Annotated in this window: 20 protein-coding genes; 12 read left to right on the top strand and 8 right to left on the bottom strand. The window is 64.4% G+C overall.

Annotated elements, in window-relative coordinates:
* Positions 1-9: 9 nt before the first annotated feature.
* Genes flaF through DSHI_RS17020 form a run of 3 tightly spaced genes read left to right on the top strand, consistent with a single transcriptional unit; the run spans position 10 to position 1,570 of the window.
* Positions 10-381: a flagellar biosynthesis regulator FlaF gene (gene flaF / locus DSHI_RS17030; protein WP_012180019.1), complete on the top strand. Its 372-nt coding sequence runs from the start codon at positions 10-12 to the stop codon at positions 379-381.
* Positions 378-779, top strand: a complete 402-nt coding sequence (gene flbT / locus DSHI_RS17025; RefSeq protein ID WP_012180018.1) for a flagellar biosynthesis repressor FlbT — start codon at positions 378-380, stop codon at positions 777-779. The genes flaF and flbT overlap by 4 nt, the downstream gene beginning before the upstream one ends.
* Positions 779-1,570, top strand: a complete 792-nt coding sequence (locus DSHI_RS17020) for a DUF1217 domain-containing protein (RefSeq protein WP_012180017.1) — start codon at positions 779-781, stop codon at positions 1,568-1,570. The genes flbT and DSHI_RS17020 overlap by 1 nt, the downstream gene beginning before the upstream one ends.
* A gap of 352 nt (positions 1,571-1,922) precedes the next feature.
* Here DSHI_RS17020 and DSHI_RS17015 read toward each other — a convergent pair.
* Positions 1,923-3,022 (bottom strand): IS3 family transposase gene (locus DSHI_RS17015; RefSeq protein WP_245533024.1). Its coding sequence is split into 2 segments (ribosomal slippage): positions 1,923-2,764 and positions 2,764-3,022, totalling 1,101 coding nucleotides; the frame shifts between segments, so codons are not numbered across the junction.
* A gap of 353 nt (positions 3,023-3,375) precedes the next feature.
* Here DSHI_RS17015 and DSHI_RS23060 point away from each other — a divergent pair.
* Complete coding sequence (locus DSHI_RS23060) at positions 3,376-3,768, top strand: topoisomerase DNA-binding C4 zinc finger domain-containing protein (protein ID WP_083768404.1); 393 nt, start codon at positions 3,376-3,378, stop codon at positions 3,766-3,768.
* Positions 3,769-4,014: 246 nt separating this feature from the next.
* On the opposite strand, the gene gyrB is transcribed toward DSHI_RS23060, so the two are convergent.
* On the bottom strand, positions 4,015-6,432 hold the full coding sequence (gyrB, locus tag DSHI_RS17005; protein ID WP_012180015.1) for a DNA topoisomerase (ATP-hydrolyzing) subunit B: 2,418 nt from the start codon (positions 6,430-6,432) through the stop codon (positions 4,015-4,017).
* A 202-nt stretch (positions 6,433-6,634) separates the two neighbouring features.
* Here gyrB and DSHI_RS17000 point away from each other — a divergent pair, with 202 nt between their 5' ends.
* From DSHI_RS17000 to DSHI_RS21840, 4 genes are read left to right on the top strand one after another with little or no spacing between them, the layout of a single operon-like run.
* Entirely contained in the window at positions 6,635-7,291 is a 657-nt protein-coding gene (locus DSHI_RS17000; RefSeq protein WP_012180014.1) for an ABC transporter ATP-binding protein, read from the top strand.
* A complete protein-coding gene (locus DSHI_RS16995) occupies positions 7,291-9,693 on the top strand; it encodes an FtsX-like permease family protein (RefSeq protein ID WP_012180013.1) in 2,403 nt (800 codons plus the stop codon). The genes DSHI_RS17000 and DSHI_RS16995 overlap by 1 nt, the downstream gene beginning before the upstream one ends.
* Complete coding sequence (locus tag DSHI_RS16990; protein WP_012180012.1) at positions 9,683-10,747, top strand: lipocalin-like domain-containing protein; 1,065 nt, start codon at positions 9,683-9,685, stop codon at positions 10,745-10,747. Before DSHI_RS16995 ends, DSHI_RS16990 begins: the two co-directional genes overlap by 11 nt.
* Positions 10,740-11,300 (top strand): pyridoxamine 5'-phosphate oxidase family protein, encoded by a 561-nt coding sequence (locus tag DSHI_RS21840; RefSeq protein ID WP_083768403.1) that lies wholly within the window; start codon positions 10,740-10,742, stop codon positions 11,298-11,300. Before DSHI_RS16990 ends, DSHI_RS21840 begins: the two co-directional genes overlap by 8 nt.
* Before the next feature lie 10 nt (positions 11,301-11,310).
* Here the strand turns inward: DSHI_RS21840 and DSHI_RS16985 are convergent, their stop codons facing one another.
* A complete protein-coding gene (locus DSHI_RS16985) occupies positions 11,311-12,786 on the bottom strand; it encodes an alpha/beta hydrolase (RefSeq protein ID WP_012180011.1) in 1,476 nt (491 codons plus the stop codon).
* Between the two features lie 97 nt (positions 12,787-12,883).
* Here DSHI_RS16985 and selD point away from each other — a divergent pair, with 97 nt between their 5' ends.
* Positions 12,884-15,013: a selenide, water dikinase SelD gene (gene selD / locus DSHI_RS16980; RefSeq protein WP_012180010.1), complete on the top strand. Its 2,130-nt coding sequence runs from the start codon at positions 12,884-12,886 to the stop codon at positions 15,011-15,013.
* Between the two features lie 6 nt (positions 15,014-15,019).
* Here selD and mnmH read toward each other — a convergent pair whose 3' ends face one another.
* Together mnmH and trhO are read right to left on the bottom strand one after the other, a co-directional pair.
* Entirely contained in the window at positions 15,020-16,081 is a 1,062-nt protein-coding gene (gene mnmH, locus DSHI_RS16975; RefSeq protein ID WP_012180009.1) for a tRNA 2-selenouridine(34) synthase MnmH, read from the bottom strand.
* Positions 16,082-16,123: 42 nt separating this feature from the next.
* Positions 16,124-17,023 (bottom strand): oxygen-dependent tRNA uridine(34) hydroxylase TrhO, encoded by a 900-nt coding sequence (trhO, locus tag DSHI_RS16970; RefSeq protein WP_044028098.1) that lies wholly within the window; start codon positions 17,021-17,023, stop codon positions 16,124-16,126.
* 103 nt (positions 17,024-17,126) lie between these two features.
* Here trhO and pncA point away from each other — a divergent pair, with 103 nt between their 5' ends.
* The 3 genes from pncA to pncB all read left to right on the top strand — a co-directional run bounded on the left by pncA (position 17,127) and on the right by pncB (position 21,455).
* Entirely contained in the window at positions 17,127-17,729 is a 603-nt protein-coding gene (pncA, locus tag DSHI_RS16965) for a bifunctional nicotinamidase/pyrazinamidase (RefSeq protein ID WP_012180007.1), read from the top strand.
* A gap of 69 nt (positions 17,730-17,798) precedes the next feature.
* Positions 17,799-20,084: a PAS domain-containing hybrid sensor histidine kinase/response regulator gene (locus DSHI_RS16960; protein ID WP_050757857.1), complete on the top strand. Its 2,286-nt coding sequence runs from the start codon at positions 17,799-17,801 to the stop codon at positions 20,082-20,084.
* A 78-nt stretch (positions 20,085-20,162) separates the two neighbouring features.
* The gene (gene pncB / locus DSHI_RS16955; protein ID WP_012180005.1) at positions 20,163-21,455 is read left to right on the top strand and encodes a nicotinate phosphoribosyltransferase; all 1,293 of its coding nucleotides are present in this window, start codon (positions 20,163-20,165) and stop codon (positions 21,453-21,455) included.
* On the opposite strand, the gene DSHI_RS16950 is transcribed toward pncB, so the two are convergent.
* The 3 genes from DSHI_RS16950 to arfB are packed head-to-tail and all read right to left on the bottom strand — an operon-like array spanning position 21,452 to position 24,056.
* Positions 21,452-22,408, bottom strand: a complete 957-nt coding sequence (locus DSHI_RS16950; protein WP_012180004.1) for a phosphotransferase enzyme family protein — start codon at positions 22,406-22,408, stop codon at positions 21,452-21,454. The genes pncB and DSHI_RS16950 overlap by 4 nt on opposite strands.
* Positions 22,396-23,637, bottom strand: a complete 1,242-nt coding sequence (locus DSHI_RS16945; RefSeq protein WP_012180003.1) for an aspartate aminotransferase family protein — start codon at positions 23,635-23,637, stop codon at positions 22,396-22,398. The genes DSHI_RS16950 and DSHI_RS16945 overlap by 13 nt, the downstream gene beginning before the upstream one ends.
* Positions 23,634-24,056 (bottom strand): alternative ribosome rescue aminoacyl-tRNA hydrolase ArfB, encoded by a 423-nt coding sequence (gene arfB / locus DSHI_RS16940; protein ID WP_012180002.1) that lies wholly within the window; start codon positions 24,054-24,056, stop codon positions 23,634-23,636. The genes DSHI_RS16945 and arfB overlap by 4 nt, the downstream gene beginning before the upstream one ends.
* Positions 24,057-24,060 lie beyond the last annotated feature (4 nt).

The following is a 24,060-nucleotide window of genomic DNA, read 5'->3' as shown; positions in this document are numbered from 1 at the left end:
GGTGATGACATGAACGCGTATGCGCGCAGCCAAATGGCCTATTCCAACCACACCGCCGCCACACGAACCGAGCAGAGCATCGAGTATGAGCTGTTCGCCAAGATGACCAGTGCTCTGGTTCAAAGCTCCAAGAGTGGAAAATTCGAAGCCATTGCCAAGGCGGTACATGATAATCGCAGACTCTGGTTGGCGCTGGCCGCAGATGTCAGTGACGACGCCAACAATCTGCCGGTCGAACTGCGTGCGCAGGTTTTCTATCTGGCCGAATTCACACAGCATCACTCTTCCAAGGTTCTGACCGAAAAGGTCCCTGTCGATCCTCTGGTCGAGATCAATCGCAGCATCATGAGCGGACTCTTTGCCCAGAGAGGTGCTGCATGACCGGTCTTGTACTGAAGTTGGCTCCTAAGGAGCGCGTTCTCGTCAACGGTGCCGTCGTGGAAAACGGCGATCGCAGAAGTCGGCTGAGTATCATCACGCCGAATGCGAACATCCTGCGTCTGCGCGACGCGATCCATCCGGACGAGGTAACCACCCCGGTGCGCAGGGTCTGCTATATCGTCCAACTCATTCTCTCCGGAGACATGTGCCCCGACGAAAGTTCCATGCAGGTGTTGCGTGGGCTCGAACAACTCAGCCAAGTTTTCCGGGATGATGACAGTCGGGCGCGGCTTGCGGATGCGACAAACGCGGTCTTGGCAAAGAACCATTACCAGGCTCTCAAATCTCTTCGGTGTCTTTTGCCCCGAGAAGAGCGCCTTATGGCGACGCCCCACTGATGAGTTTCCAGCCAATCATACCCACCGGTGGTCTGGCGGGCTGGACCTTTCTCAACCGAACTCTCGAGGCACAGAAGGAGGCGTTCGGCCAATCGACGCAGTATCGTCGGGAGGAGGATTACTTCCGCGCAAACATTGGCAACATCGAAACTGCGGAACAACTCGTGGCAGATCGGCGACTTCTGGCATTTTCTCTGTCGGCGTTCGGTCTGGACGCTGATCTTCCCAACAAGTTCTTCATCCAGAAGATTCTGTCGGACGGGACATCCGACAATGCCGCCTTATCCAATCGTTTGTCGGACAAGACCTATCGCGAGTTTTCGGATGCCTTCGGGCTCGGTCAGGGGCAGGTGCGCAAGACGCAGCAGACCAGCTTTGCCGATGAGATCATCCAGAAGTACGAGACTCAGAAATTCGAAGAATCCGTGGGCAATGTGAACGATGACCTCCGCCTAGCCCTGAACTTGAAACGCGAAATTTCTGACCTTGCGTCGAGCGATATGTCCGAACGGGCAAAGCTTTTCACGGTGTTGGGAAGCCCGCCCCTGCGCACAACCTTCGAAACGGCTTTTAGGCTGCCAAGCGCCTTCGCTGGCCTCGATATCGATCGTCAGGTTACTGTTCTCGAAGAGAAACTGGAGTCTGCTTTCGGGGATGCGTCAATTTCTCAGTTCAAGGATCCCGACTTGTCGGAGCGCTTGATTCAGAAATTCCTGCTTCAATCAGAACTGAGCAGTTTCGAGGCAACCTCTTCCCCTGCCGCGACCGCACTTTTCTTGCTGCGGTCTTGACGAGAGGAGTTCAGGCCCTGGAACGCCAAGGCATTGGCAGTCTGCGCCTGAGTTTTTGAACAGCTTGGGCAGCAACCATGCGCGCCACGATCAGTTGTACAGCCCAAGCTGTTCTTTGCGGCTTTTTCACTTTTCTGCTCTCTCATTTCTGAGCGGGTACACCAACCACCCAAGAAGTGCCTTTTAGGGGCGAGGATAATTTTTCGTCAGACATGCACAAAAAGTAGACAGTTAGCCACAGAAGCGAGATCACATTTTTTCGCGTCGCGCGCGCCTATTTTTTCGCCGTATGCTGACCTGAGACCCGACTCTCCTCCGGATTTTCGGAGAGTCCGCAGGTTGATCTCTGAGGCTACGCGGCGCGCATTTCCAGCCCCTTCTTTGCCACGAACTCGACGGGCGGAATGTTCCCCAGTCCTGAGTGAGGGCGATGGTGGTTGTAGTCGTGCTGCCATGCCCGGATCTGCTCGCGGGCATCGGCCAGAGACGAGAATAGCGACTCGTTGAGAAGCTCGTCCCGGAAGCGTCCGTTGAAGCTTTCGACGAAGCCATTCTGCATGGGCTTTCCTGGCGCGATGTAGTGCCATTCGATGCCCGTGCGCTGGCACCAGCTCAGGACAGCCACCGAGGTCAGTTCCGTTCCATTGTCCGAAACCACCATTGCAGGCTGGCCGCGGCGCAACATCAACGCATCGAGCTCGCGCACGACGCGCAGGCCAGAGAGCGACGTGTCCGCCACCAAGGCCAGGCACTCCCGGCTGTAGTCGTCGACCACGGCCAGAACGCGGAACCGTCTGCCATCCGTCAGCGCATCGCTGACGAAGTCCAGGCTCCAGTGCTGGTTGGGGGCATCTGGCACCAGCATCGGCCAGCGTGTCCCCAGAGCCCGCTTTCGGCCGCCCCGGCGGCGCACTTGGAGCTTCTCCTCGCGATAGAGCCGCCTGAGCTTCTTCAGGTTCATCATGATCCCCTGCCGTTCCAGCATCACGTGGATGCGGCGATAGCCAAACCGCCGCCTCTCGGCCGCGACAGCCTTCATGGCGGCCCTCGCTTCGGCATCGTCAGGCCGCACGCTGCGATAGCGCACGCTCGACCGATCCACGGCCAGTGCCTTGCCCGCCCGTCGCTGGCTCACTCCGTGGACTTCCACAACGTGTGCCACCGCTTCCCGCCTGACGCCGGGCGCTACCACTTTCGCGAAGTGACATCCTTCAGTATCGCATTGTCGAGCATCGCTTCGGCCAGCAGCTTCTTCAGCTTGGCGTTCTCGTCCTCGAGCGCCCTCAGTCGGCGCGCGTCCGATACCTCGAGGCCGCCGAACCGCGCCTTGTATTTGTAAAACGTTGCCGTGCTGACCCCGTGCTTGCGGCAGACATCGGCCGTCGTCATTCCGGCCTCCTGCTCCTTCAGCATCCCGATGATCTGCTCTTCCGTGAACCTTGATCGCTTCATTGTCCGTCTCCTGGTTGGGCGGACTCTACCTCAAACTGGAGGAAGAAGCGGCTCTCAGATCACTGCTCCGTGGCAAGCGTGAGCAATGCGAGGATGGTCCCGCTGTGCGCCAGACTTCTCGCGATTCGAAGAGGTGACATTGCGAAAATAACCGAACGCGTGTCATCGTAGTCCGCCAGAACCATGCACTTGCTGCGCTGCTGCTATGGATTGCCTCCAGCCCATAGCTGCACCTTCAAAGCGGACATCCGTCTGGCATGGTTTGTGAGGCGTGCAAGTTGCTTCTGACCCACCTACACAACAAACATTGAGTCATTATATCGGAGGTCACAGCCTAACAATCAGGCGGAGGCATGAAGTTGTTGGGATACATCGAAGATCGGTTGCGAGCAAACGCCGCACAATTCATTGCAGCCCAGGCCCAGAAGCATACGCACACCTGCCCGGGGTGCGGTGGACGGTTGCTTCACATGCCTGGCAGCGACGGTCGCGAGTGGTATAGATGCGAGCATTTGAAGCTGTGCGGCAGCCGCATGCCGGCTTACCCGGCCTGCGGTGTCGGCCTTCCGGTCCGTTCCCGAACCAACGGAGATCTGATTTGCGGTGATTGCGACGAGAGCCAGCGGGCCTGCCCCAGCTGCGAAGCTGGATGGCTTGTCGAACGGTGCGGCCGATATGAAGCATTTCTCGGCTGTGTCCGCTTCCCTGACTGTGATGGCAAAGCCAAGCTAAGGCAGATCGCGTGACATCCACGCGGTCCGGCCCGCCAGCGGATCATTGATGGGCAATGGGCATTGCGACGCTGGACAACGATTGAGAGGGGGACCGACGTGAAGGTCCAACGGAAGTGCGAATCGAATATCGCCCAAACCCTTCGCCATTACTGCGTCTCCGGTAAGCCTTGGAGAAACATGAAACTTTCCTCATTTGCGGGCACCCGTGACACGGAAAAATATGCGCGCCACAAAAAATGTCTGCTTCCTTACATGCCTTTAGAAATCCAGGTTCTCCACGCTCAGCGCGTTCTGCTGGATGAAGGCCCGACGTGGCTCAACCACATCGCCCATCAGCTTGGTAAAGATGTCATCCGCATCCGCCAGATCCTCGATCTGGACTTGCAACAGCGTTCGCGCCTCGGGATCCAGGGTCGTTTCCCAGAGTTGATCCGGGTTCATCTCCCCCAGACCCTTGTACCGTTGCAGTGACTGCCCCTTTTCGCCTTCTTCGAGAATGGTACTCAGCAAGGCCAGTGGTCCATGGATGGATACTTCGCGTTCCTTTCGGACTAGTTTGGCGGGGTCTTGATACACGTCCCGACTCTCGGTCGAGACCGAGGCCAGTTTCCGCGCCTCGCCGGATCGCAGCACCGCGCCATCCAGAGTGCGGATCTCTTCAACTCCGCGCAGCACACGGCTCAGGCGGATACCATGGTCCTGTGTAATTCTCCCTTGCCAGCCGCGCTCGTACTCGACCGCCACAAGGTCCAGCCGCGCGGCGACCTGGTCCGCCACCTTCTGGAGATCGGCATCGGCCTTACCGGGATCGAACGCCCCCGCCAGTGCGGCCTGTTCAAGAATTGGCCTCGGATAATGGGTCGGAAAAGCATCCAGGATCCGCTTGAACTGCCGCGCGGCGTCGACAACCCGGGCGAGATCCTTGCCCGCGATTTCCTCACCGCCGGGCAGGCGCAGCACCGCACCTTCGATCCCTTGCCCGATCAGGTGATCCTCCAGTGCGGCCTGGTCTTTCAGGTAAACCTCGGACTTGCCACGCGCGACCTTGTAGAGCGGCGGTTGCGCAATGTAGAGATAGCCGCCCTCAATGATCTCGGGCATCTGCCGGAAGAAGAACGTCAGCAGCAGAGTCCGGATATGCGCGCCGTCCACATCCGCGTCCGTCATGATGATGATCTTGTGGTAGCGTAGCTTGCCAATATCGAATTCGTCCCGCCCGATCCCGGTACCGAGCGCGGTGATCAGGGTGCCGATCTCCTGGCTCGACAGCATCCGATCGAATCGGGCGCGCTCCACGTTCAGGATCTTCCCGCGCAAGGGCAAAACGGCCTGGTTATGCCGCGATCGGCCCTGCTTGGCCGAGCCACCGGCACTGTCCCCCTCCACGAGGAAGAGCTCGGAGTGCGCTGGGTCCTTCTCCTGGCAATCGGCCAGCTTGCCGGGCAGGGAGGCGACATCCATCGCCGTTTTGCGGCGGGTCAACTCCCGCGCCTTGCGGGCTGCCTCCCGCGCAAGGGCGGCTTCGATGATCTTGCCGACGATGACCTTCGCCTGCGCGGGGTTCTCTTCGAACCACTCGCCCAGCTTCTCGTTCACCAGGCCTTCGACTGCGGGGCGCACCTCGGATGAGACCAGCTTATCCTTTGTCTGGCTGGAGAATTTCGGGTCCGGCACCTTCACCGACAAGACGCAAGTCAAGCCTTCGCGGGCATCGTCGCCGGTGAAATTCACCTTCTCGCGCTTGGCGATCCCGCTGGACTGCGCATAGGCGTTGATCGTACGGGTCAGGGCGCCGCGAAACCCGGCCAAGTGCGTGCCGCCGTCGCGCTGCGGAATGTTGTTGGTGAAGGGCAGCACCGTCTCGTGGTAGCTGTCGTTCCACCACATCGCGACCTCGATCCCGATGTCGTCGCGCTCGCCGGTGATGAAGATCGGCTCTTCCATGGCCGACGTCTTGGATCGATCGAGGTACCGCACGAACTCCCGCACGCCGCCTTCATAGAACAGCTCCGAGCGCAGAGGTTCGGCAGGGCGCTCGTCCTCCAGGATGATGCGCACCCCCGAATTCAGGAAAGCCAACTCGCGCAGCCGGTTCTCTAGCGTCTTGAACGAGTAGTCGAGGTTCGAAAACGTCCCCGTCGAAGCCATGAACCGGACTTCCGTGCCGGTCCGGTCACCCGCATCCCCGATGACTTCCAGGTGCTTGACCGTATCACCATGCTCAAAGCGCGCCACATGTTCCTTGCCGTCGCGCCAGATCCGCAACTCCAGCCAGTCGGACAACGCATTCACGACCGACACACCGACGCCATGAAGACCCCCGGACACCTTGTAGGAGTTGCTATCGAATTTCCCGCCCGCGTGAAGCTGGGTCATGATGACTTCGGCGGCTGAAACGCCTTCCTCCTCATGCACGCCCACCGGGATACCCCGGCCATTGTCACTGACCGAGACACTGGAATCCGCATGGATTTTCACGTTCACCGCGTCTGCGTGACCGGCCAGTGCCTCGTCAATGCCGTTATCGACGACCTCGTACACCATGTGGTGCAGACCCGAGCCGTCGTCGGTGTCCCCGATATACATTCCGGGCCGTTTGCGAACAGCCTCCAACCCTTTGAGAACCTTGATGGAATCGGCGCCATATTCTTCGGCTACCTGTGCGGTCTCTGCCATGAGAGCCTTCCTGTTGTTTTGTCTGATTTTATACAAGCACTGGTGGGGGATGTCACGCACTTGCAACAATATATGGGGGTCTACGATCCGCCGCGCCCTTCGACCTCGAACGCGCGGCGCGCTTCGCCGCATGCCAAGTCCTGCCGGGCTGCGCGACAAGCCCGTACAGGGCCCTAGTTAGGCCCGGGAAGGAGACCGATCCATGGTTCTGCAACTGCGCGGTGTCACGAAAACCTACGAAACGGGCGATGGACCGTTGCCGGTGCTGCGTGGTGTCGATCTCGGCCTGAACGCTGGCGAGACACTTGCACTGACCGGAGAGAGCGGATCGGGCAAGAGCACACTGCTGCATCTGGTCGGGGGGCTTGATACGCCGGATGCGGGGACGATCGAGGTTGCAGGGGCCAATGTCGGAGCCATGGGGGACGAGGCACGCGCTGCCCTGCGTCGCGGCACGGTCGGTGTGGTGTTTCAGCAGTTCAACCTGATCCCCGCTTTGGATGTGGCGGCCAACCTGTCGTTTCAGGCTCGGCTAGCGGGTCACGATGAGCCCGCCCATTGGGTCGATCTGGCCGAGCGCTTGGGCCTTACCCCGTTCTTGCGCCGCTACCCCGAGCAGCTGTCGGGTGGTCAGCAGCAGCGCGTTGCGATCGGGCGTGCGCTTGCCGCCCGACCGCGGCTTCTGCTGGCGGATGAGCCAACGGGCAATCTGGACGAGACCACGGCGGATGCGGTGCTGACCCTGATGCTCGACCTCGTGCGCGAGAGCGATACGGCTTTGCTGATGGTGACCCATTCCGACCGAGTGGCGGAGCGTATGGCTCGCCGCATCCATCTGCGGCTCGGGAAGGTCGCCTGATGCACCGGACCGCCCTTTCCGCGATGCTGGCCCATTGGCGGCGGCACCCGGGTCAGCTGCTGACATTGCTGCTCGGGTTGGCACTGGCGACAGCGCTCTGGTCCGGCGTTCAGGCGATCAATGCCGAGGCACGGTCGAGCTATGCAACGGCTGCCGCTGCGCTTGGTCAGGATGAGCTGAACCAGCTTGTCGACCCCTCCGGCCCGATCCCGGAGGCTACCTATATCGCCCTGCGCCGGGCCGGGTGGGGCGTGTCACCGGTGCTGGAAGGACGCATTACGCGGGATATCGGGATAATCACAATTCTCGGCATCGACCCGATCACCGCGCCCCCCGCGGCACAAATGGTCGATCTGAGCGCGCCGGGCGACCTTGCGGCATTTATCGCGGGACAAGCTTATGCCCCGCCTGAACTGGCCGCGCGCCTCGGGGTGGCGTTCGAGGGGCAGCCTGTCCGTCAGGCGCTGGGCTTGCCCGCCGGGACGCTCCTGATGGACATGGGCCAGGCTCAGCGTGTGCTCGACCGCCCGGACCAGGTCACGCGCCTGCTGTTGTGGCCGGACCAGCCCCTGACCCGGGTTCCCCTGGCCGAGATCGCGCCCGAACTGACCGAGGCCGCGCCGGAGGATCGCGGCGATGTGGCGCGACTGACCGACAGTTTCCACCTGAACCTGACCGCCTTCGGGTTCCTGTCCTTCGCCGTGGGTCTTTTTATCGTGCACGCAGCCATCGGGCTGGCGTTCGAGCAGCGTCGCCCAACCTTCCGGACTTTGCGCGCGCTGGGCGTGCCGGCCCGCAGCCTCGTCGGGCTGCTGGCGGCTGAGGTGTTGCTGCTGTCTTTGCTCGCCGGAGCGGTCGGTGTCGCGCTGGGCTACCTGATCGCGGCAACGCTTCTGCCGGACGTGGCCGCCACTTTGCAGGGGCTTTATGGCGCCAGTGTCGACGGTGCGCTCAGCCTCGCGCCAAGCTGGTGGTTTCTCGGGCTGGCGATCTCGGTGCTGGGGGCCGCGGCGGCGGCCGCCCAAAGTCTCTGGCGGCTCTGGCACTTGCCGGTCCTGGCGCCGGCCCAGCCTCGGGCCTGGGCACGCGCCTCGGATCGCGCCATGCGCCGGCAAGGGCTGCTGGCCGCCGGGATGATCGTGGTCGGGCTTGGATTGCTGCTCTGGGGCAGCGGCCTCGTGGTGGCGTTCGTGATGCTGGCGCTCCTTCTTCTGGGGGCGGCGCTTGCCCTCCCCGTGCTGCTCTCTGGGGCTTTGGCTTTGGGCGCCCGCACAGCGTCTTCGGTGCTCGGCGAATGGTTCTGGGCCGATACGCGGCAGCAGTTGCCCGGCCTGTCGCTTGCCCTGATGGCGCTCTTGCTCGCACTCTCGGCCAATATCGGTGTAGGCACCATGGTGGGCAGCTTCCGGCTGACCTTCACCGGCTGGCTGGATCAGCGGCTCGCCTCCGAGCTTTACGTCACCGCGCGCTCCGAGGCAGAGGCCGCCGAGATGCGCGCCTTCCTCGCCCCAAAAGTTGATGCGCTATTGCCGATCTGGAGCGTCGAGGCCCCGCTGCCCGGTGGGCCGGGGGAGATATTCGGCGTCGCCGACCATCCGACCTATAGAGACTACTGGCCTCTGCTGTCGGCCCTGCCCGATGTCTGGGACCGCGTGGCGGAGGGATCCGGCGTCCTGGTCAATGAACAACTTGCGCGTCGCGAGGGGTTGCGCCCGGGCGATACCATTCCGCTCCCCGGAAACTGGGAGGCGGAGGTCGCAGGCATCTACTCCGACTACGGTAACCCGCGCGGGCAAGTGATGATCGGCCTTTCGGCTTTCGAGACGCGCTTCCCCGAGGCGGCGCAGTTGCGCTATGCGGTGCGGCTTGACCCGGACCGGACCGAGACAGTGATGGAAGATCTGCAATCGGAATTCGGCCTGCCCGCCAGTACGATGATCGACCAGGCAACGGTCAAGGCGTTCTCCTTGGCCGTGTTCGAGCGCACGTTCACGGTCACAGCCGCGCTCAATGTGCTGACACTCGGCGTGGCGGCGGTGGCGATGTTGGCCAGCCTGATGACGCTCGCGCGGATGCGCTTGCCGCAACTGGCACCGGTTTGGGCGCTCGGCCTGACGCGGGCCCGGCTTGCGCGGCTCGAATTGGCCCGTGCGGCGCTGCTGGCCGCATTGACGGCGGTGCTGGCCCTGCCCGTGGGGCTGGTGCTCGCCTGGGCGCTGCTGGCGGTGGTGAATGTCGAGGCATTCGGCTGGCGTCTGCCCATGCACCTCTTCCCGGGCGATTGGCTGCGGCTTGGTATTCTTGCGCTGCTGGCTGCCCTGCTGGCCTCGGCCTGGCCGGTGCTCCGGCTGGCGCGCACCGCCCCCTCCGACCTGCTGAAGGTGTTTGCCAATGAACGCTAGACTGCTTTTCGCTACCCTCTTTCTGTTCCCGACCGTCGCGCTGGCCCAGGGTTTTGCCGGGCTCGGCAGCACCACCACCGACGGGTTTGCGCAGCCCGCACCGGACCCGGAGTTCGATTTCCCCACCGACCATGGGGCGCACCCCGACTACCGGATCGAATGGTGGTACCTGACCGCGAACCTGACCGGCCCCGACGGCCAGGATTATGGCCTGCAATGGACCCTGTTCCGATCCGCGTTGGAACCGCGCCAGACAGACGGCTGGGACAGTCCGCAAATCTGGATGGGTCATGCAGGCCTGACCACACCTGAGCGCCATTATGTGTCCGAGCGTTTCGCGCGGGATGGCAACGGGCAGGCCGGGGTGACGGCCGATCCTTTTCTCGCCTGGATCGACGACTGGGAGATGCGCAGCACCGCCGCGCCAGGTACCGACGCGATTTCCGCCGCACGGCTCACGGCTTCGGGCCTCGATTTCGCCTATGCACTCGACCTGACCGCCCAAGGGCCGTTGGTCCCGCAGGGGCAGGGGGGCTTTTCCGTCAAATCCGAAAGCGGCCAGGCGAGCTACTACTACTCGCAACCGTTCTACACCGTGACCGGGACCCTGACCTTGCCCGAGGGCATGGTGGCGGTCACCGGTACCGCCTGGCTCGATCGCGAGTGGTCGAGCCAACCGCTTGAAGGCACGCAGACGGGCTGGGACTGGTTCTCCCTTCACCTCGACACTGGCGAGAAGGTCATGGGGTTCCGCCTGCGCGACGAGTCGGGCCCGGATTTCACCGCGGCCACCTGGATTTCCCCGGATGGCAACCCGACGCCCTTGCCCAATGGGGCCTTCCAGGTGACCGAGCGCGCCCGGACCCCGGTCGCAGGCCGCGAGGTGCCGACCGAGTGGCGGGTCCAGGTGCCGTCCCGCGGTCTCGACATCACCACCCGCCCGCTCAATGCCCAAAGCTGGATGGAGACACTCTTTCCCTACTGGGAGGGTCCGATTTTCTTCGAAGGGTCCCACACGGGACGCGGCTACTTGGAGATGACGGGCTATGACTGACTGGTATACGGGGTTGGACACGACGCTCGACCATGTCTGGCGGTTGCTGAGTCGTGCGCCGGTGGATCGACGCAGCCCGCTGCGCACACCCGTCATGGCCACGGTGGGGGCGGACGGTGTACCGAACGCCCGGGTTGTCGTGCTGAGGGCCGCTGCACGTAGTGCGGGAATCCTCGAAGTCTATACCGATAAGAGAAGCAAGAAAGTCAACGACTTAGAAATCAGTGCATTTGCAACTTTTTGTGTCTGGGTGCCGAAAGCTGATTTACAGATACGGATTAAAACGATAGCAAATATCCTTAGCGGGTCGGAGGTTCTGCCTCTTTGGCAGTCATTGTCCGAGCCCGCCCGCCGGGTCTATGGCGGAGTGCCCGCGCCGGGGGTGTTGCTTGCGCATCCCTCTGAGTTTGGTGCTCGGCCCGACCCGGCGGCTCTTGCCCTTCTACGGTGCGTGATCTCGGAAATCGAAACGCTGCATCTAGGGGCCGATCTGCACCGGAGAGCCCGGTTTTCGCGCAATGACGATTGGCAGGGATCCTGGTGCGCCCCCTGAGGTTGGCGGATTACAGCGCGAACATCGGGAAAGTGACCCCAAGGGACCAGGCGAGAACCAGTCCCAATCCCACGCCGATGCTGCCCACGGCGCCGGTGCGACGCCCGGCCCATCCCGCCATGGTGCCGAACACCGCGAAATAGAGCAGGATCACCGGCAGGATGATCAGCAGGAAGAACAAGCCCTCGAAATCCAGCGCCACCGCCAGTCCCAGCGACGCGAAGAAGCCCAGCTTCACCATGCCCTTGCGCCACAGGGGCGCCCGCCCTGCGCCGCTGAGCCAGGTATCGGCCAGCATGAACGCGACGGCCCCGACCGCGATCGCGGCGATGATCGGGATCCGTCCGGCATGGGGCATGAAAGAGGCGACATAGCGGTCCAGTGCCCCGCCGAAGACGAAGGTTCCATAAAGGGCCAGGGCCAGTCCCGGCACCACTTGCCAGCCGCCCGGTCGGTGCCCGCGCCACAGCAGGTAGCCGCAGGCAATCGCACCGAAGACCAGCAGATGCAGCGCCAGGTAATCTGCCACCAGAACCGGCAGCACCTCGATCTCCACCGGCCACAGGATCAGGGGCGTTACCAAGCTGGCCACGCCGAGGGCGACCGCGAAATCCCGGCGTGGCAGCAGGGCAGGGACCGGGCCTCGCGGCAGCAGCCCCGCCACCGGCCAGACCAGCCCCACCAGCCCCGCCAGCAATAGCACGATCCACCCGCCCGTCGTTGCCAAACCCGTGTCGGCATTGCGCCCATAGCTCCGGTCGAGCCAATCCCGCGCTTCCTGCAGGCTGGTGGCGGAATAGAGCACACCCACATGTTCCACATTCGGGGAGGCCACCGCCCGGCGCACCACGTCGCCTGCCTGCACGGTCTGCCCTTCCTCCGCGTCCGGGTCGATGAGCCGGATGACACGGCGCGCCTCTTCGCGCAGCATCGTCTCCCACGCGCCGTTGATCGCGATCAGGTTCGACGGTTGCTCGGCATTCACTGCCTGGCTGAACATGGAAATCGCCACCGTGGCCGAGACCCGTGGGTCCGCGATGGTTTGCCGGACGATCACATCGGACGCCATCGAGTGCCCCAAGAGCGCCACGCGCCCGTCAACCCCGGGCAACGCCAGGGCGTAATCGGTGACCCGCCCGGTTTCCGACATCAGCAGCTGAGTGGTGCCGTCGATCCGGGAGACATCGCCCGACATGGGGACCGGATTGCGCCCGTGACCTTCGAAATCGAAGCTCACCGCAACATAGCCCGCCTGCGCCAGTGTCAGGGCAAAAGCCTCCATCAGCTGCATCGACCCGGCAAAGCCATGTGCGATCACCACCGCCGGGGCGGGGCCCGCATCGGGCAAGCGATAGACCGTGACCGGCGTCGGGCCGACCGCGTCGCGGGTGATCTCGATCCCTGCGCGCATCCCTTCCAGCCGCCACACCGAGAACGTGACCGCAACAAGCGACAGGGCCAGAACCAACCAGCGGATCGATGACATATTCGGGAGCCTCTTTCTTGCGGCGCTGTCGCCTCTCGCGCCCGCAGGACGGGACTGCTAAGGCCTTTGGCGCGACTATGTAGTGGAGCGGCGCGCGATGCACACCCCCTATCCCTTGACCCAGGACGTCGTTCTGGTCGGCGGTGGTCACACCCATGCGCTGGTCTTGCGGAAATGGGCGATGAGCCCGCTGCTAGGGGCGCGGCTGACCCTGATCGACCCGAATCCGACCGCGCCTTATTCCGGGATGTTGCCGGGCCATATCGCCGGACATTATGACCGCGCCGCGCTGGAGATCGACTTGGTCCGGCTGGCGCGCTTTGCCGGGGCGCGGCTCGTGTTGGGCCGAGCAGAGGGGCTGGACCTCGCTGCCCGGGAAATCCACGTGTCGGGTCGCCCGCCGATCCGCTATCACCGGGCGTCGCTCGACATCGGCGTGACCTCCCGCCTGCCGGATCTGCCTGGTTTCACGGATCATGCTCTGGCGGCCAAGCCGCTCGGCGCATTCGCGGATCGCTGGGAAGCGTTCTGCACCAACCCGCCCCCGGAACCCCATGTGCTGATCCTGGGCGGCGGCGTCGCCGGGGTCGAACTGGCCATGGCCTGTGCGCATCGGTTGGGCGCTACGGCGAAAGTCACCCTGATCGAGGCGAGCGATACGGCCCTCGCGGGCATGAACGCCAAGACCCGCGATACCCTTCTGGGCGAGATGGCCGCGCAAGGCATCACCCTGCGCCTGAATGCCCGTGCCGCCGAGATCGGCGCGGATCACGTGCGGCTGGAGGGGGGCGAGGCCCTGCGCGCCGACATCACCATCGGAGCCACCGGCGCGCGCCCGCAAGACTGGCTGGCGCAGACCGGCCTCGCCCGTGTCGATGGGTTCGTCGCCGTGGATGACCAGTTGCGCAGCCTTTCCGATGATCGGATCTATGCGGTGGGCGATTGCGCTCATATGGGCTTTGCGCCCCGGCCCAAAGCGGGCGTCTATGCCGTGCGCCAGGCGCCGATCCTTTATCATAACCTGCGCGCGGACCTGACGGGACGTGCCCGCAAGCGCTACAAGCCGCAGTCGGATTACCTCAAGCTTGTGTCCACGGGCCGCAAGGCGGCCGTGGCCGACAAGGCCGGGATGCGCAGCTCCGGCGCTCTGTTGTGGCGCCTGAAAGACCGCATCGACCGCAAGTTCATGGCGAAGTTCCACGACCTGCCCGCGATGTCCGCGCCGGATCTGCCACGCCTCCGGGCCGAAGGTGTCCAAGCGGCGCTATCGGGCAAACCCCTTTGCGGCGGCTGCGGGGCAAAGGTGGGCGCGGGGTTGCTGAGCGACGTATTGGCAGGGCTCCCTTCCCCAGCCCGCGACGACGTGCTGTCCCGCCCCGGGGACGATGCGGCAATCCTGCGCCACGGGGCGGGCCAGCAAGTGATCACTACCGATCACCTGCGCGCCTTTGTCGAAGACCCGTACTTGATGACCCGCATCGCTTTGCAGCATGCGTTGGGTGATGTCTGGGCCATGGGTGCTGATCCGCAAGCCGTGTTGTCCCAGATCATCCTGCCCAAGGCCACCCCGGCCGTGCATGCGGGCATGCTGGCCGAGATCACCGCCGCCGCCAGCGAAGGCGCGCGCGCCGTAGGGGCCGAGCTTGTGGGCGGGCATACCAGTATTGGGGCGGAGTTGAGCATCGGCTTTACCGTGACCGGGCTCGCGCCCGCCCGCGCCATCGGTCTCGACGGCGCGCGTCCCGGAGATCGCCTTGTCCTGACCCGTCCCATTGGCACCGGCGTGCTTCTGGCGGCGGAAATGCAGGCCGCGGCTCCCGGGCAGCAGGTTGCGGCCCTGTGGGAATTGCTGGCCGCGGATCAATCCAAGACCGCGCGCCACCTTGCTGCCAAGGCGCATGCCATGACGGACGTGACCGGGTTCGGGTTGGCAGGGCATCTCGCGCGGCTCTGTGCGGCCTCGGGCACCGGGGCCGAGATTCGTCTGGACGCGATCCCGATCCATGCCGGGGCCGAGGCGTTGGCGGCGGCCGGGCATCGCTCCTCTCTCTATCCGGCCAATCGCGCGCTTGTGCCCGACTGGCCGGAGACGACGCCCCGCCATGAATTGCTCTTCGATCCGCAAACCGCTGGCGGACTGTTGGCTGCCCTGCCGCCGGGTGATCCGGTCCCCGGCACCGTGGAGATCGGGCGCGTTACCGCCGATCCAGGCCTGCGCCTCGTCTGACCCCTGTCAACGCGCGGCGACAACCGCCGCCAGCGCCTGCGACACCAGCGCGGCGGTCTCTGCCATCCGCTCTTGCGCCAGCGCCCCGTTGCCCAAGGCCAGGTCCTGCCCCTCGGCCCCCTTTCGCCCGCGCCGGTAGAGCGGATCGTAATGCACCGCCATCAGGCCCTCGGCCAGCGCCTCGAATGCGCCCGCCGCGGCCATCTCCTGCCAGGCGTCGACCTGGGCGTGGCCGTGCAGTTTGCGCAAGGGGTTCAGCCGCGCGGCCATTTCTCCCGGCTGATCCAGCAGGTCGCCGTAGCTCCGCGTCAGGTAGCGGGCCCGTTCCGCGCGCGGCACCGACAGCACCAGCCGAGGTGCCCGCCGCATTGCGGACCACAGGACGGGGGGCAGATTGATCCGCCCGATCTTGGAGCTCTCGGCCTCCACCACCACGGGCCGGGCCGGATCGAGCGCCGCAAGGGCCATCGCCAGCGCACTCTCGAATCCCTTTTGTGCAGGCTGATCTTCGGCATATGCGCCCAGAAGAGAGCCGCGATGATGCGCCATCCCTTCGAGGTCCAGCACCTGCCAGCCCAGACCGGGCAGCAGGTTCAGGATATCGGTCTTGCCCGATCCGGTATCCCCGTCCAGCAGTACAACGGGGCAGGGAAACTCGGCATCATAGAGCGCCGCGTTCACCAGCCGCCGGTAGCTCCGATAGCCGCCCTGCAAGGTCTCGGCGCGCCAGCCGATCTGCTGCAGGATCGCCGCGAAGGACCCGGACCGCTGCCCCCCGCGCCAGCAATAGACCAGCGGCCGGTACGCGCCCGGCTTGTCGGCCAGATGGGTCTCCAGATGCCGGGCCGCGTTCCGCGCAACGAGGGCCGCGCCCATCTTGCGCGCCTTGAAGGGGCTGTCCTGTACATAGACCGTGCCGACCTCGGCCCGCTCCGCGTTCGACAGAACCGGCAGGTTGACCGCACCCGGCAGATGGTCCTCGGCAAACTCCGCCGGGGACCGGACGTCGATGATTTCGTCATGGGGCAGGTCGGTCAGTTCGGGCAGGGACGACAGGGCGATGGGCATAAACGTCTCCTAGCGCAGCGCCCCCGGCACCGAAAGCCCGGATCAGCTAAGGTGTTCCTCGCCGCGCGCCCGCGCCAGCTTGATCTGCTTCTGCCGCTCGCGAAAACGGGTGCGATCTGCCTCGCTGTATTCGCTGAGGCAGCGATGGCAGGACACGCCGGTTTCGTATTCCGGGCGCGTCTTGTCCGCTTCAGCGAGCGGGCGGCGGCAGGCATGGCATAGTCCGAGCGGCCCGGGCTTCAGCCCGTGCCCCACGCTCACCCGCTTGTCGAAGACGAAACACTCGCCTTCCCAGAGGCTCTCGTGCTCGGGCACCTCTTCGAGGTACTTCAAGATCCCGCCCTGCAGGTGATAAACCTCCAGCACGCCTTCACTCAGAAGGTAGTTCGTCGATTTCTCGCAGCGGATGCCGCCGGTGCAGAACATCGCCACACGCTTGTTGCCGAACCGGTGACGGTTGGCCTCCCACCAGGCGGGGAAGTCGCGAAAGCTCGTGGTTTGCGGGTCGATCGCGCCCCTGAATGTACCGATCTCGACCTCGTAATCGTTGCGTGTGTCGATCACCACCACGTCCTCGGCAGAGATCAACGCGTTCCAGTCCTGCGGCGGCACATAGCGCCCGACCGCTGCCATGGGGTCCACATGGGGCTGGCCCATGGTCACGATCTCGCGTTTCAGGCGGACCTTAAGCTTGCCGAAGGGCATCGTTTTGGCCGTGCTTTCCTTCCACTCCAGCTCCGCGCAACCGGGCAGCGCTCGGATTGCGGCAATGGCCGCATCGATCCCCGCGCGCGGCCCGGCGATGGTCCCGTTGATCCCCTCGCGCGCCAGGAGCAGTGAGCCGCGCACACCGCCTGCCTCGCACACCGCCCGCAACCCGGGCCGCAGGGCGTCCGGATCATCGAACCGGGTGAACTTGTAGAGGGCAGCGACCGTGAACATGGGCGCGGCTATACCGGGTCCGTCCCTGCCTTGCCAAGCCATGCCGCTTGACCCGCGCCAGCGGCCTTTCTACGCAGGTCCGGTGTAGACCCGGAGGTTTTTGATGACCCACGCCCTGATCGTCATCGATGTGCAAAACGATTTCTGTCCCGGCGGCGCGCTTGCGGTGGCCGAAGGCAATACCATCGTGCCCGCCATCAACGCCCTGATGGCTGAGGCCGAAGCGGTGGTGCTCACCCAGGATTGGCACCCGGCGGGTCACAGTTCTTTTGCCAGTAGTCATCCCGGAGCCGCTCCCCTGTCGATGATCGATATGCCCTATGGCCCGCAGGTCCTTTGGCCGGACCATTGCGTACAAGGCAGTGACGGGGCGGCATTTCACCCCGATCTGGATACGACCCGTGCCGACATGATCGTGCGCAAGGGGTTTCGCCCGGCCATCGACAGTTATTCTGCGTTCTTCGAGAACGATCATGAAACTCCAACGGGGCTTGACGGGTATCTGCGCAGCCGCGGCATCACGGACCTGACGCTGGTGGGGCTCGCCACGGATTTCTGTGTGCATTACTCGGCGGTGGATGCGGCCAAACTGGGCTTTGCCGTCACTGTTCGCACCGACCTGTGCCGCGCCATCGACCTCGACGGCTCGCTGGCATCCGCCTGCACCGCGATGCAGGAGGCCGGCGTGCGTCTCTCGGACGTGTGAACAAGCCATGTGCAGAGAAAATTAACGTTTCTCTGCAACACAGACTCCGTTGACCAGTCGGCGGAGGCCATGCCCCAACCCGCGCCCCAAGCGCAGAATGCGCGCCAGAAATTCGAGAACCGGATCAGTGATGAGGGCCGGTTCGCCGCCTATGCGCGGGGGCGGGTCGGCCATTTCGCTGCCCGGCAGGTTCTGACCTTGCTTGGTGCGCTGATCCTATGGGTGCTTGTCAGCCCACAAATAGGTCTTCTGGCGCTGGCCTTGGCCCTCCTGGGCGAAGCGGTGGATTGCCTGACCCTGTGGGTCCTGATCAAACGGCGGAGTTTCGGCCGCGGCGCGCGGATAGTGTCAACCGGTACTGCAGCTGTCCAGGCCCTGTCCATCGCGGCCTGCGTCTGGATCGGATGGCATGCGACCGCCGGTCCCGAGGCGCGCTTCTTCGCGGTCGCTTACCTCTGTGGTGCAATCATAAACGCCAGCCTGGTCTTCCCTTACAACCGGCGGGCGACCGAGGCGCGGCTCGTCATTTACATCCTTGTGATAGCCGTTCTTTTTGCCTTGGACGGTCTCCAGGGTCGCGGGGGGCGGGGGCAACTCGTCTTCGACTCCCTCGCCACGCTTCTTTTGCTCTACATGGCGTATTCTTTCGTGTCCTTCGTGCTGCGCAGCTACACAAAGCGCATCAAGATGGAGCGGGAAATGTTGGAGGGTCAGGAACGTCTTGACCGCTCCTATCAGACCCTTCGCGCCCGCGAACGGGAGGCCCGGCACCTCGCCATGGTCGCGGCGAATGCCAATGACAGCGTGATCGTGACCGACCGCGCCGGGCATATCGAGTACGTCAATGCCAGCTTCACGCGGGTGACCGGATACACGGTGGAGGAAGCGCTCGGCCGCACCCCGGCGGAGCTTCTCAATGGGCCGAACACCGACACCGAGGCGATAGAGGCGATCCTCAACGCGCGCCGGACCCATGAGCCCGTTCGGTTGGAGCTGATCAACCGCACAAAATTTGGCAAGGACATCTGGGTCGAGACGAACATCACCCCTATGATGGACAGTGACGGGAACGTGGTCGGCGAGGTGGCGATCGAGCGCGACATCACCCAGGCCAAGCAGCGCGAACAGGAGCTTGCGGCCGCCAAGACCGCTGCCGAAGAGGGCGCACGCGCCAAGGCCCAATTCCTCGCCATGATCAGCCACGAGATTCGGACGCCCCTGAATGGTATCATCGGCATGTCCGATGTCATGTTGTCGGGTCCGCTCGATCCCGAGCATCGCGGCAATCTGCAAACGATCCTCGCCTCCGGCGAGGGGCTCTTGACCATCATCAACGACATCCTCGACCTGTCCAAGCTTGAAGCCGGCAAGATGGAGATCGATCAGTTACCATTCGATCTCCGCGCTGAACTCCAGGCCGCGCTGGATCTGGTCCGCCCGCTGGCGAATGAGAAGGGGCTGTCGCTGAGCGTTGACGTCAGCGGTCTTCCCGAGGGCCGTATACTTGGCGATCCGGGCCGCGTGCGGCAGGTGTTTCTCAACCTGATGGGCAATGCCATCAAGTTTACCCGGGCAGGCGCAGTGAGCCTGCGCGCCGCCGTGGATACGGGCGCCGCGCCGCCGCGTGTCACCCTCGCCGTGCAGGACACCGGTATCGGCATTCCTGCCGATCGGCTCGACCAGATCTTCGACGCCTTCGCCCAGGCCGACAGTGCCACGACGCGCGACTTCGGGGGCACGGGCCTTGGCTTGGCCATCTCGCGGCAACTGACGCAGCAGATGGGCGGCGACATCACCGTGACCTCGGTGCCGGGGAAAGGCTCCTGCTTCACCATGGAGTTCGTCACCGGGCTGGACGTCATGCAACCGGTTGAGGTCTCGCCGCGCATCTGCGCCGATGACGAAGCCGACCTGCCCGCAAGCCTGCGGCTCCTGATCGCCGATGACAATCGCACCAATCGGCTGTTGCTTGCTAAACTCCTCTCGCCGCTCAAGGACGGGATGCGGTTCGCCAAGGACGGGGTCGAAGCAGTCGAAGCCTTCGCCGCCGACGTGCCGGACCTGATCCTGATGGATATGTCCATGCCCCGGTGCGACGGGCTCGAGGCCACGCGCCGCATCCGTGCGCTGGAGGCCAGCCGATGCACGAACGCACCGGTTCCGATCATTGCCTTGACCGCCAACGCCTTCGCCAGCGACCGGGAGCGGTGCCTCGCGGCCGGTATGGATGGGTTCCTGACCAAGCCGATCCGGCGCAACGACCTCTTGAGGACCATTGCAAGGGCCACGCGAGATTCTGCAATTGCCCCGGACAACGCTGCCCAACCGCCCCCCCGACACTCCGCCGCGGTCTAGCCGCTTTGCGTCTGCGGTGCCGATCCGTTATCACGAGAGCGGAAGTCTCAGCGACTGGGCTGTGAGGGAGACGGGCTTTTGGTCGATATCGCTGAGCGGGTCTACAATCATAACTGGAAAATCGACCCGATTGTCCGGTCTCTGATCGACACAGACTTCTACAAGTTGCTGATGTGCCAGTCGGTGTTCCGCAACCGCCCGGACACCCGCGTTACCTTCAGCCTCATCAATCGCTCCACCGACATTCGCCTGGCCGAGCTGATCGACGAAGGCGAGCTGCGCGAACAGCTCGACCATATTCGTTCCCTTTCGCTCAGCCGCGGCGAATCCACCTGGCTGCGCGGCAACATGTTCTATGGCAAGCGCCAGATGTTCCGCTCCGATTTCATGGAGTGGTTCGAGGGCATGCGCCTGCCGCCCTACACCCTGACCAAGCGCGACGGGCAGTATGAGCTGACCTTCGAAGGGCAGTGGCACGAGGTCATGCTGTGGGAAATTCCCGCCCTCGCCATTTTGATGGAGCTGCGCTCCCGCGCTGTTCTCCGCGACATGGGCAAGTTCGAGTTGCAGGTGCTTTATGCCCGCGCCATGACCCGCCTGTGGGAGAAAGTCGAACGTCTGCGCGACATTCCCGACTTGCGCTTGGCGGATTTCGGCACAAGACGGCGACATTCCTTCATGTGGCAGGACCGCTGCGTGCAGGCCATGATCGAGGGTCTCGCCCAGAAATTCGTGGGCACCTCCAACTGCCTGATCGCCATGCGCCGGGAGGTCGAAGCCATCGGCACGAACGCGCATGAGCTGCCCATGGTCTACTCGGCCCTCGCCGACAGCGACGCGGAACTGCGCAAGGCCCCCTACCAGGTACTTGCGGACTGGCACGAGGAGCACGAGGGCAACCTGCGCATCATCCTGCCCGACACCTATGGCACCGAAGGCTTTCTGGCCGAGGCGCCGGACTGGCTCACGGGCTGGACGGGTATCCGCATCGACAGTGGCGATCCCGCGACCGGCGCCGAGCGCGCCATTGCCTGGTGGCGGTCCCGGGGTGAGGATCCGCGTGAAAAGCTGATCATCTTCTCCGACGGGCTCGATGTGGACAAGATCGCCGAGCTGCAGGTCCAGTTTTCTGGGCGGGTCCGGGTGTCCTTCGGGTGGGGCACATTGCTGACCAACGATTTTCGCGGGTTGGTGGAGGGGGATGGGCTCGCGCCCTTCTCGCTGGTCTGCAAGGCGGTCAGCGCCAATGGCCGCCCGACCGTCAAGCTTAGCGACAATCCCAACAAGGCCATGGGTCCGGCCGACGAGGTTGCGCGTTACAAGCGTGTCTTCGGCCTCGGTGCGCAAGTTCCGCAAGAGGTGATCGTCTAGCCCGCGAGTATATCGCGCCTGGCCAGAACCGCCTCGGCGGCCCGCAGTGCCCGTGCCTTGTAGAGATGCAGTTTCGGGTGGCTTGCGGCAAAGCGGGGTCCGACCCACGCCAGGGCACAACAGCTGCGCAACATGGAAAAGACCGGCAAACAGGCGAGTTCCGCCTCGGACAGGGCGGATACCTCTGCATACCCGCCCACGATCGACTGCCGGAGCACAGGCAAGTCCGGATCATCGAGGCTTTGTGTCAGGGCCACGGCGATGTCGTAGGCCCGGAACCCCGGTCCGCAGTCGTCAAAATCGATCAGCGCCAGCCCCGTTTTGGTGATGAACACGTTCTCGCGCAGAGGGTCGGCGTGCACCATGCCCCGGATCAGCTCTCCCCCGGCGTCGCCCAAGATCCCGCGCGCATGGTTCCGCGCCCGGATCATCAGGGCGGCCTCTGCCGAAGACAAGCACGGGCTTTCCCAATATCGCCCCCAGATCGGATCCGGCCCGGTCAAACCGTCGATATCCCAGGCCGGTCGTGCCGAGCCGACCCCGCCGAGACCGGCGGCGGCCTGGTGCATCTGCGCGAGGGTTGCGCCAAGTTCCGCATAAAGCCGCGGTGCCTCCGGCGGGAGATCCTGGTCGCCTGCCCCCAAGGGCGCCCCCGCAACCCAACTGACAATGCTGACCACCTGCCCGTCCTGCCCGTGCCAAAGCCAGTCCCCCGCCAAGGTCGGTACCCCGCGTGGACAGGCGATGCCTGCCCCCGCCAACCCGGCGCAAAAAGCCAGCTCTTCGGCGATCTCCGCCGCTGTCTTGTAGCCGGGTCGATGCACCCGCAGTGCTGCCCGTGCCCCATCGGGCAAGCGCACGGCGAACACCGTGTTCTCCCGGTGGCTGAGCAATTCCGGCGTCTCGACGCACCCCCAGGCCGCTTGGGCCTCTGCTGCAATCAGCGCGGGCATGCGTCGAACGCCGCTTGCAACACGTCGCCCAGCCGGTCGCCATGCTCTGGCGCAAAGGGCAGGGGCGGGCGGATTTTCAGGATATGCATGTCGCGCCCGATCCGGTTGATCAAAACGCTGCGCCGCTTGGCTTCTTCAGTCACGGCCGCCGCGAGGGCCGTGTTGGGAGCCCCGTCTGTATCGACAAGATCCAAGGCGAAGGCCAGCCCGTATCCCCGGACACCGTCAATCGCCGGGTGGCGCAGCGCCTGGAGCCTTTCAAGCGTGTATCGCCCGACCCGTTTCGCGTTCTCGACCAGCCCTTCGTCTTCCAGCACATCCAGCACCGCCATGGCCGCCGCGGCCGCGACGGGCGAGCCGCCGAAGGTATTGAAATAGCCGAATGCCTCCCGAAACGCGCCCATGATCTCTGTCCGCGCCACCACCCCCGCAACCGGGTAGCCATTGCCCATGGATTTGCCCAATGTCACAACATCCGGCGCGATGCCCAGCGCCTGATACCCCCAGAACACATCGCCCAGCCGCCCGAAGCCCGGCTGCACCTCGTCGGAAATCAGCAGCCCGCCACGGGTCCGCAGTGCCGCTACCGCCGGTTCGAGAAACCCGCGCGGCAGACAGGGTAGCCCCTCGTTTGCAAAGATCGGGCAAACGATCAGGGCGGCAACCCCATGCCCGGCGGTCTCCAACTCGGCGGCAGCCCGCGCGACATGGGCCCCGAAGGCCGCGCCATCGGTGCCCGGCTCCGGCGCGGGCACCAATCGCACATGGTCCGAATAGCCCCCGATGGGCGGGCGCCGGGTGCTCAGCTGCGCCACGGCAGTGGTGTTGCCGTGATAGGTGTTGTCGGTGGCAATCAACCCGGTTTTGCCCGTGGCCGCGCGCGCCATCCGCAGCGCCACATCCACCGCTTCGGACCCGGTGCAGACCAGCAGCGCCTGATCGAGCCCGTTGTCCATGGTCCCGGTCAGCCGTTCGATATAGTCGAGCACCCCCTCGTGCAGGTACCGCGTATGGGTGTTGAGCACCCGGGCCTGCCGGGCGATCGCGTCGACCACTCGGGGATGACAATGCCCCACATGGGGCACGTTGTTGTAACAATCGAGGTACCGACGCCCCCCTGCGTCCCAGAGCCAGACGCCTTCACCCCGCACGATATGCAAGGGCGGGTCGTAGAAGGTCGGCACATTCGGCCCCATCAGGCGCGCGCGCCGCTTCAGCAGATCGCTCATTCGCCGTCCTGTACCTTGCCGCGCAGGGCCTTGACCTGCCCGCGCTGGGTCTTGGCCGCCAGCCGTCGCCGTTTCGAGCCGAGCGTGGGCTTGGTCGGGATCCGCCGTACAGGTCGCTTCAGGGCCTCCCGGATCAACTCCGCCAGCCGGTCCCGGGCAATCTCGCGGTTACGCACCTGGCTGCGGGTCTCGTCCACCTGCAGCACCACGGCCCCATCCTTGGTCCAGCGCCGCCCGGCCAGCCGTCGCAATCGTCCTTTCACCGGGTCGGGCAGGTTGGGGCTCCGCGCGGCTTCGAAGCGCAACTCGACCGCGGAGGACACCTTGTTCACGTTCTGCCCGCCCGGGCCCGAAGCCCGCATGAAGCTTTCGGACATCTCCCAGTCCTCCAAGGTTATCGTATCGCTGATCCTGAGCATCGTC

Source organism: Dinoroseobacter shibae DFL 12 = DSM 16493 (genome assembly GCF_000018145.1).
GTDB lineage: Bacteria > Pseudomonadota > Alphaproteobacteria > Rhodobacterales > Rhodobacteraceae > Dinoroseobacter > Dinoroseobacter shibae.
The sequence above is the reverse complement of the archived record's forward strand: the minus strand, read 5'-3'. Positions and strand labels throughout refer to the sequence as shown.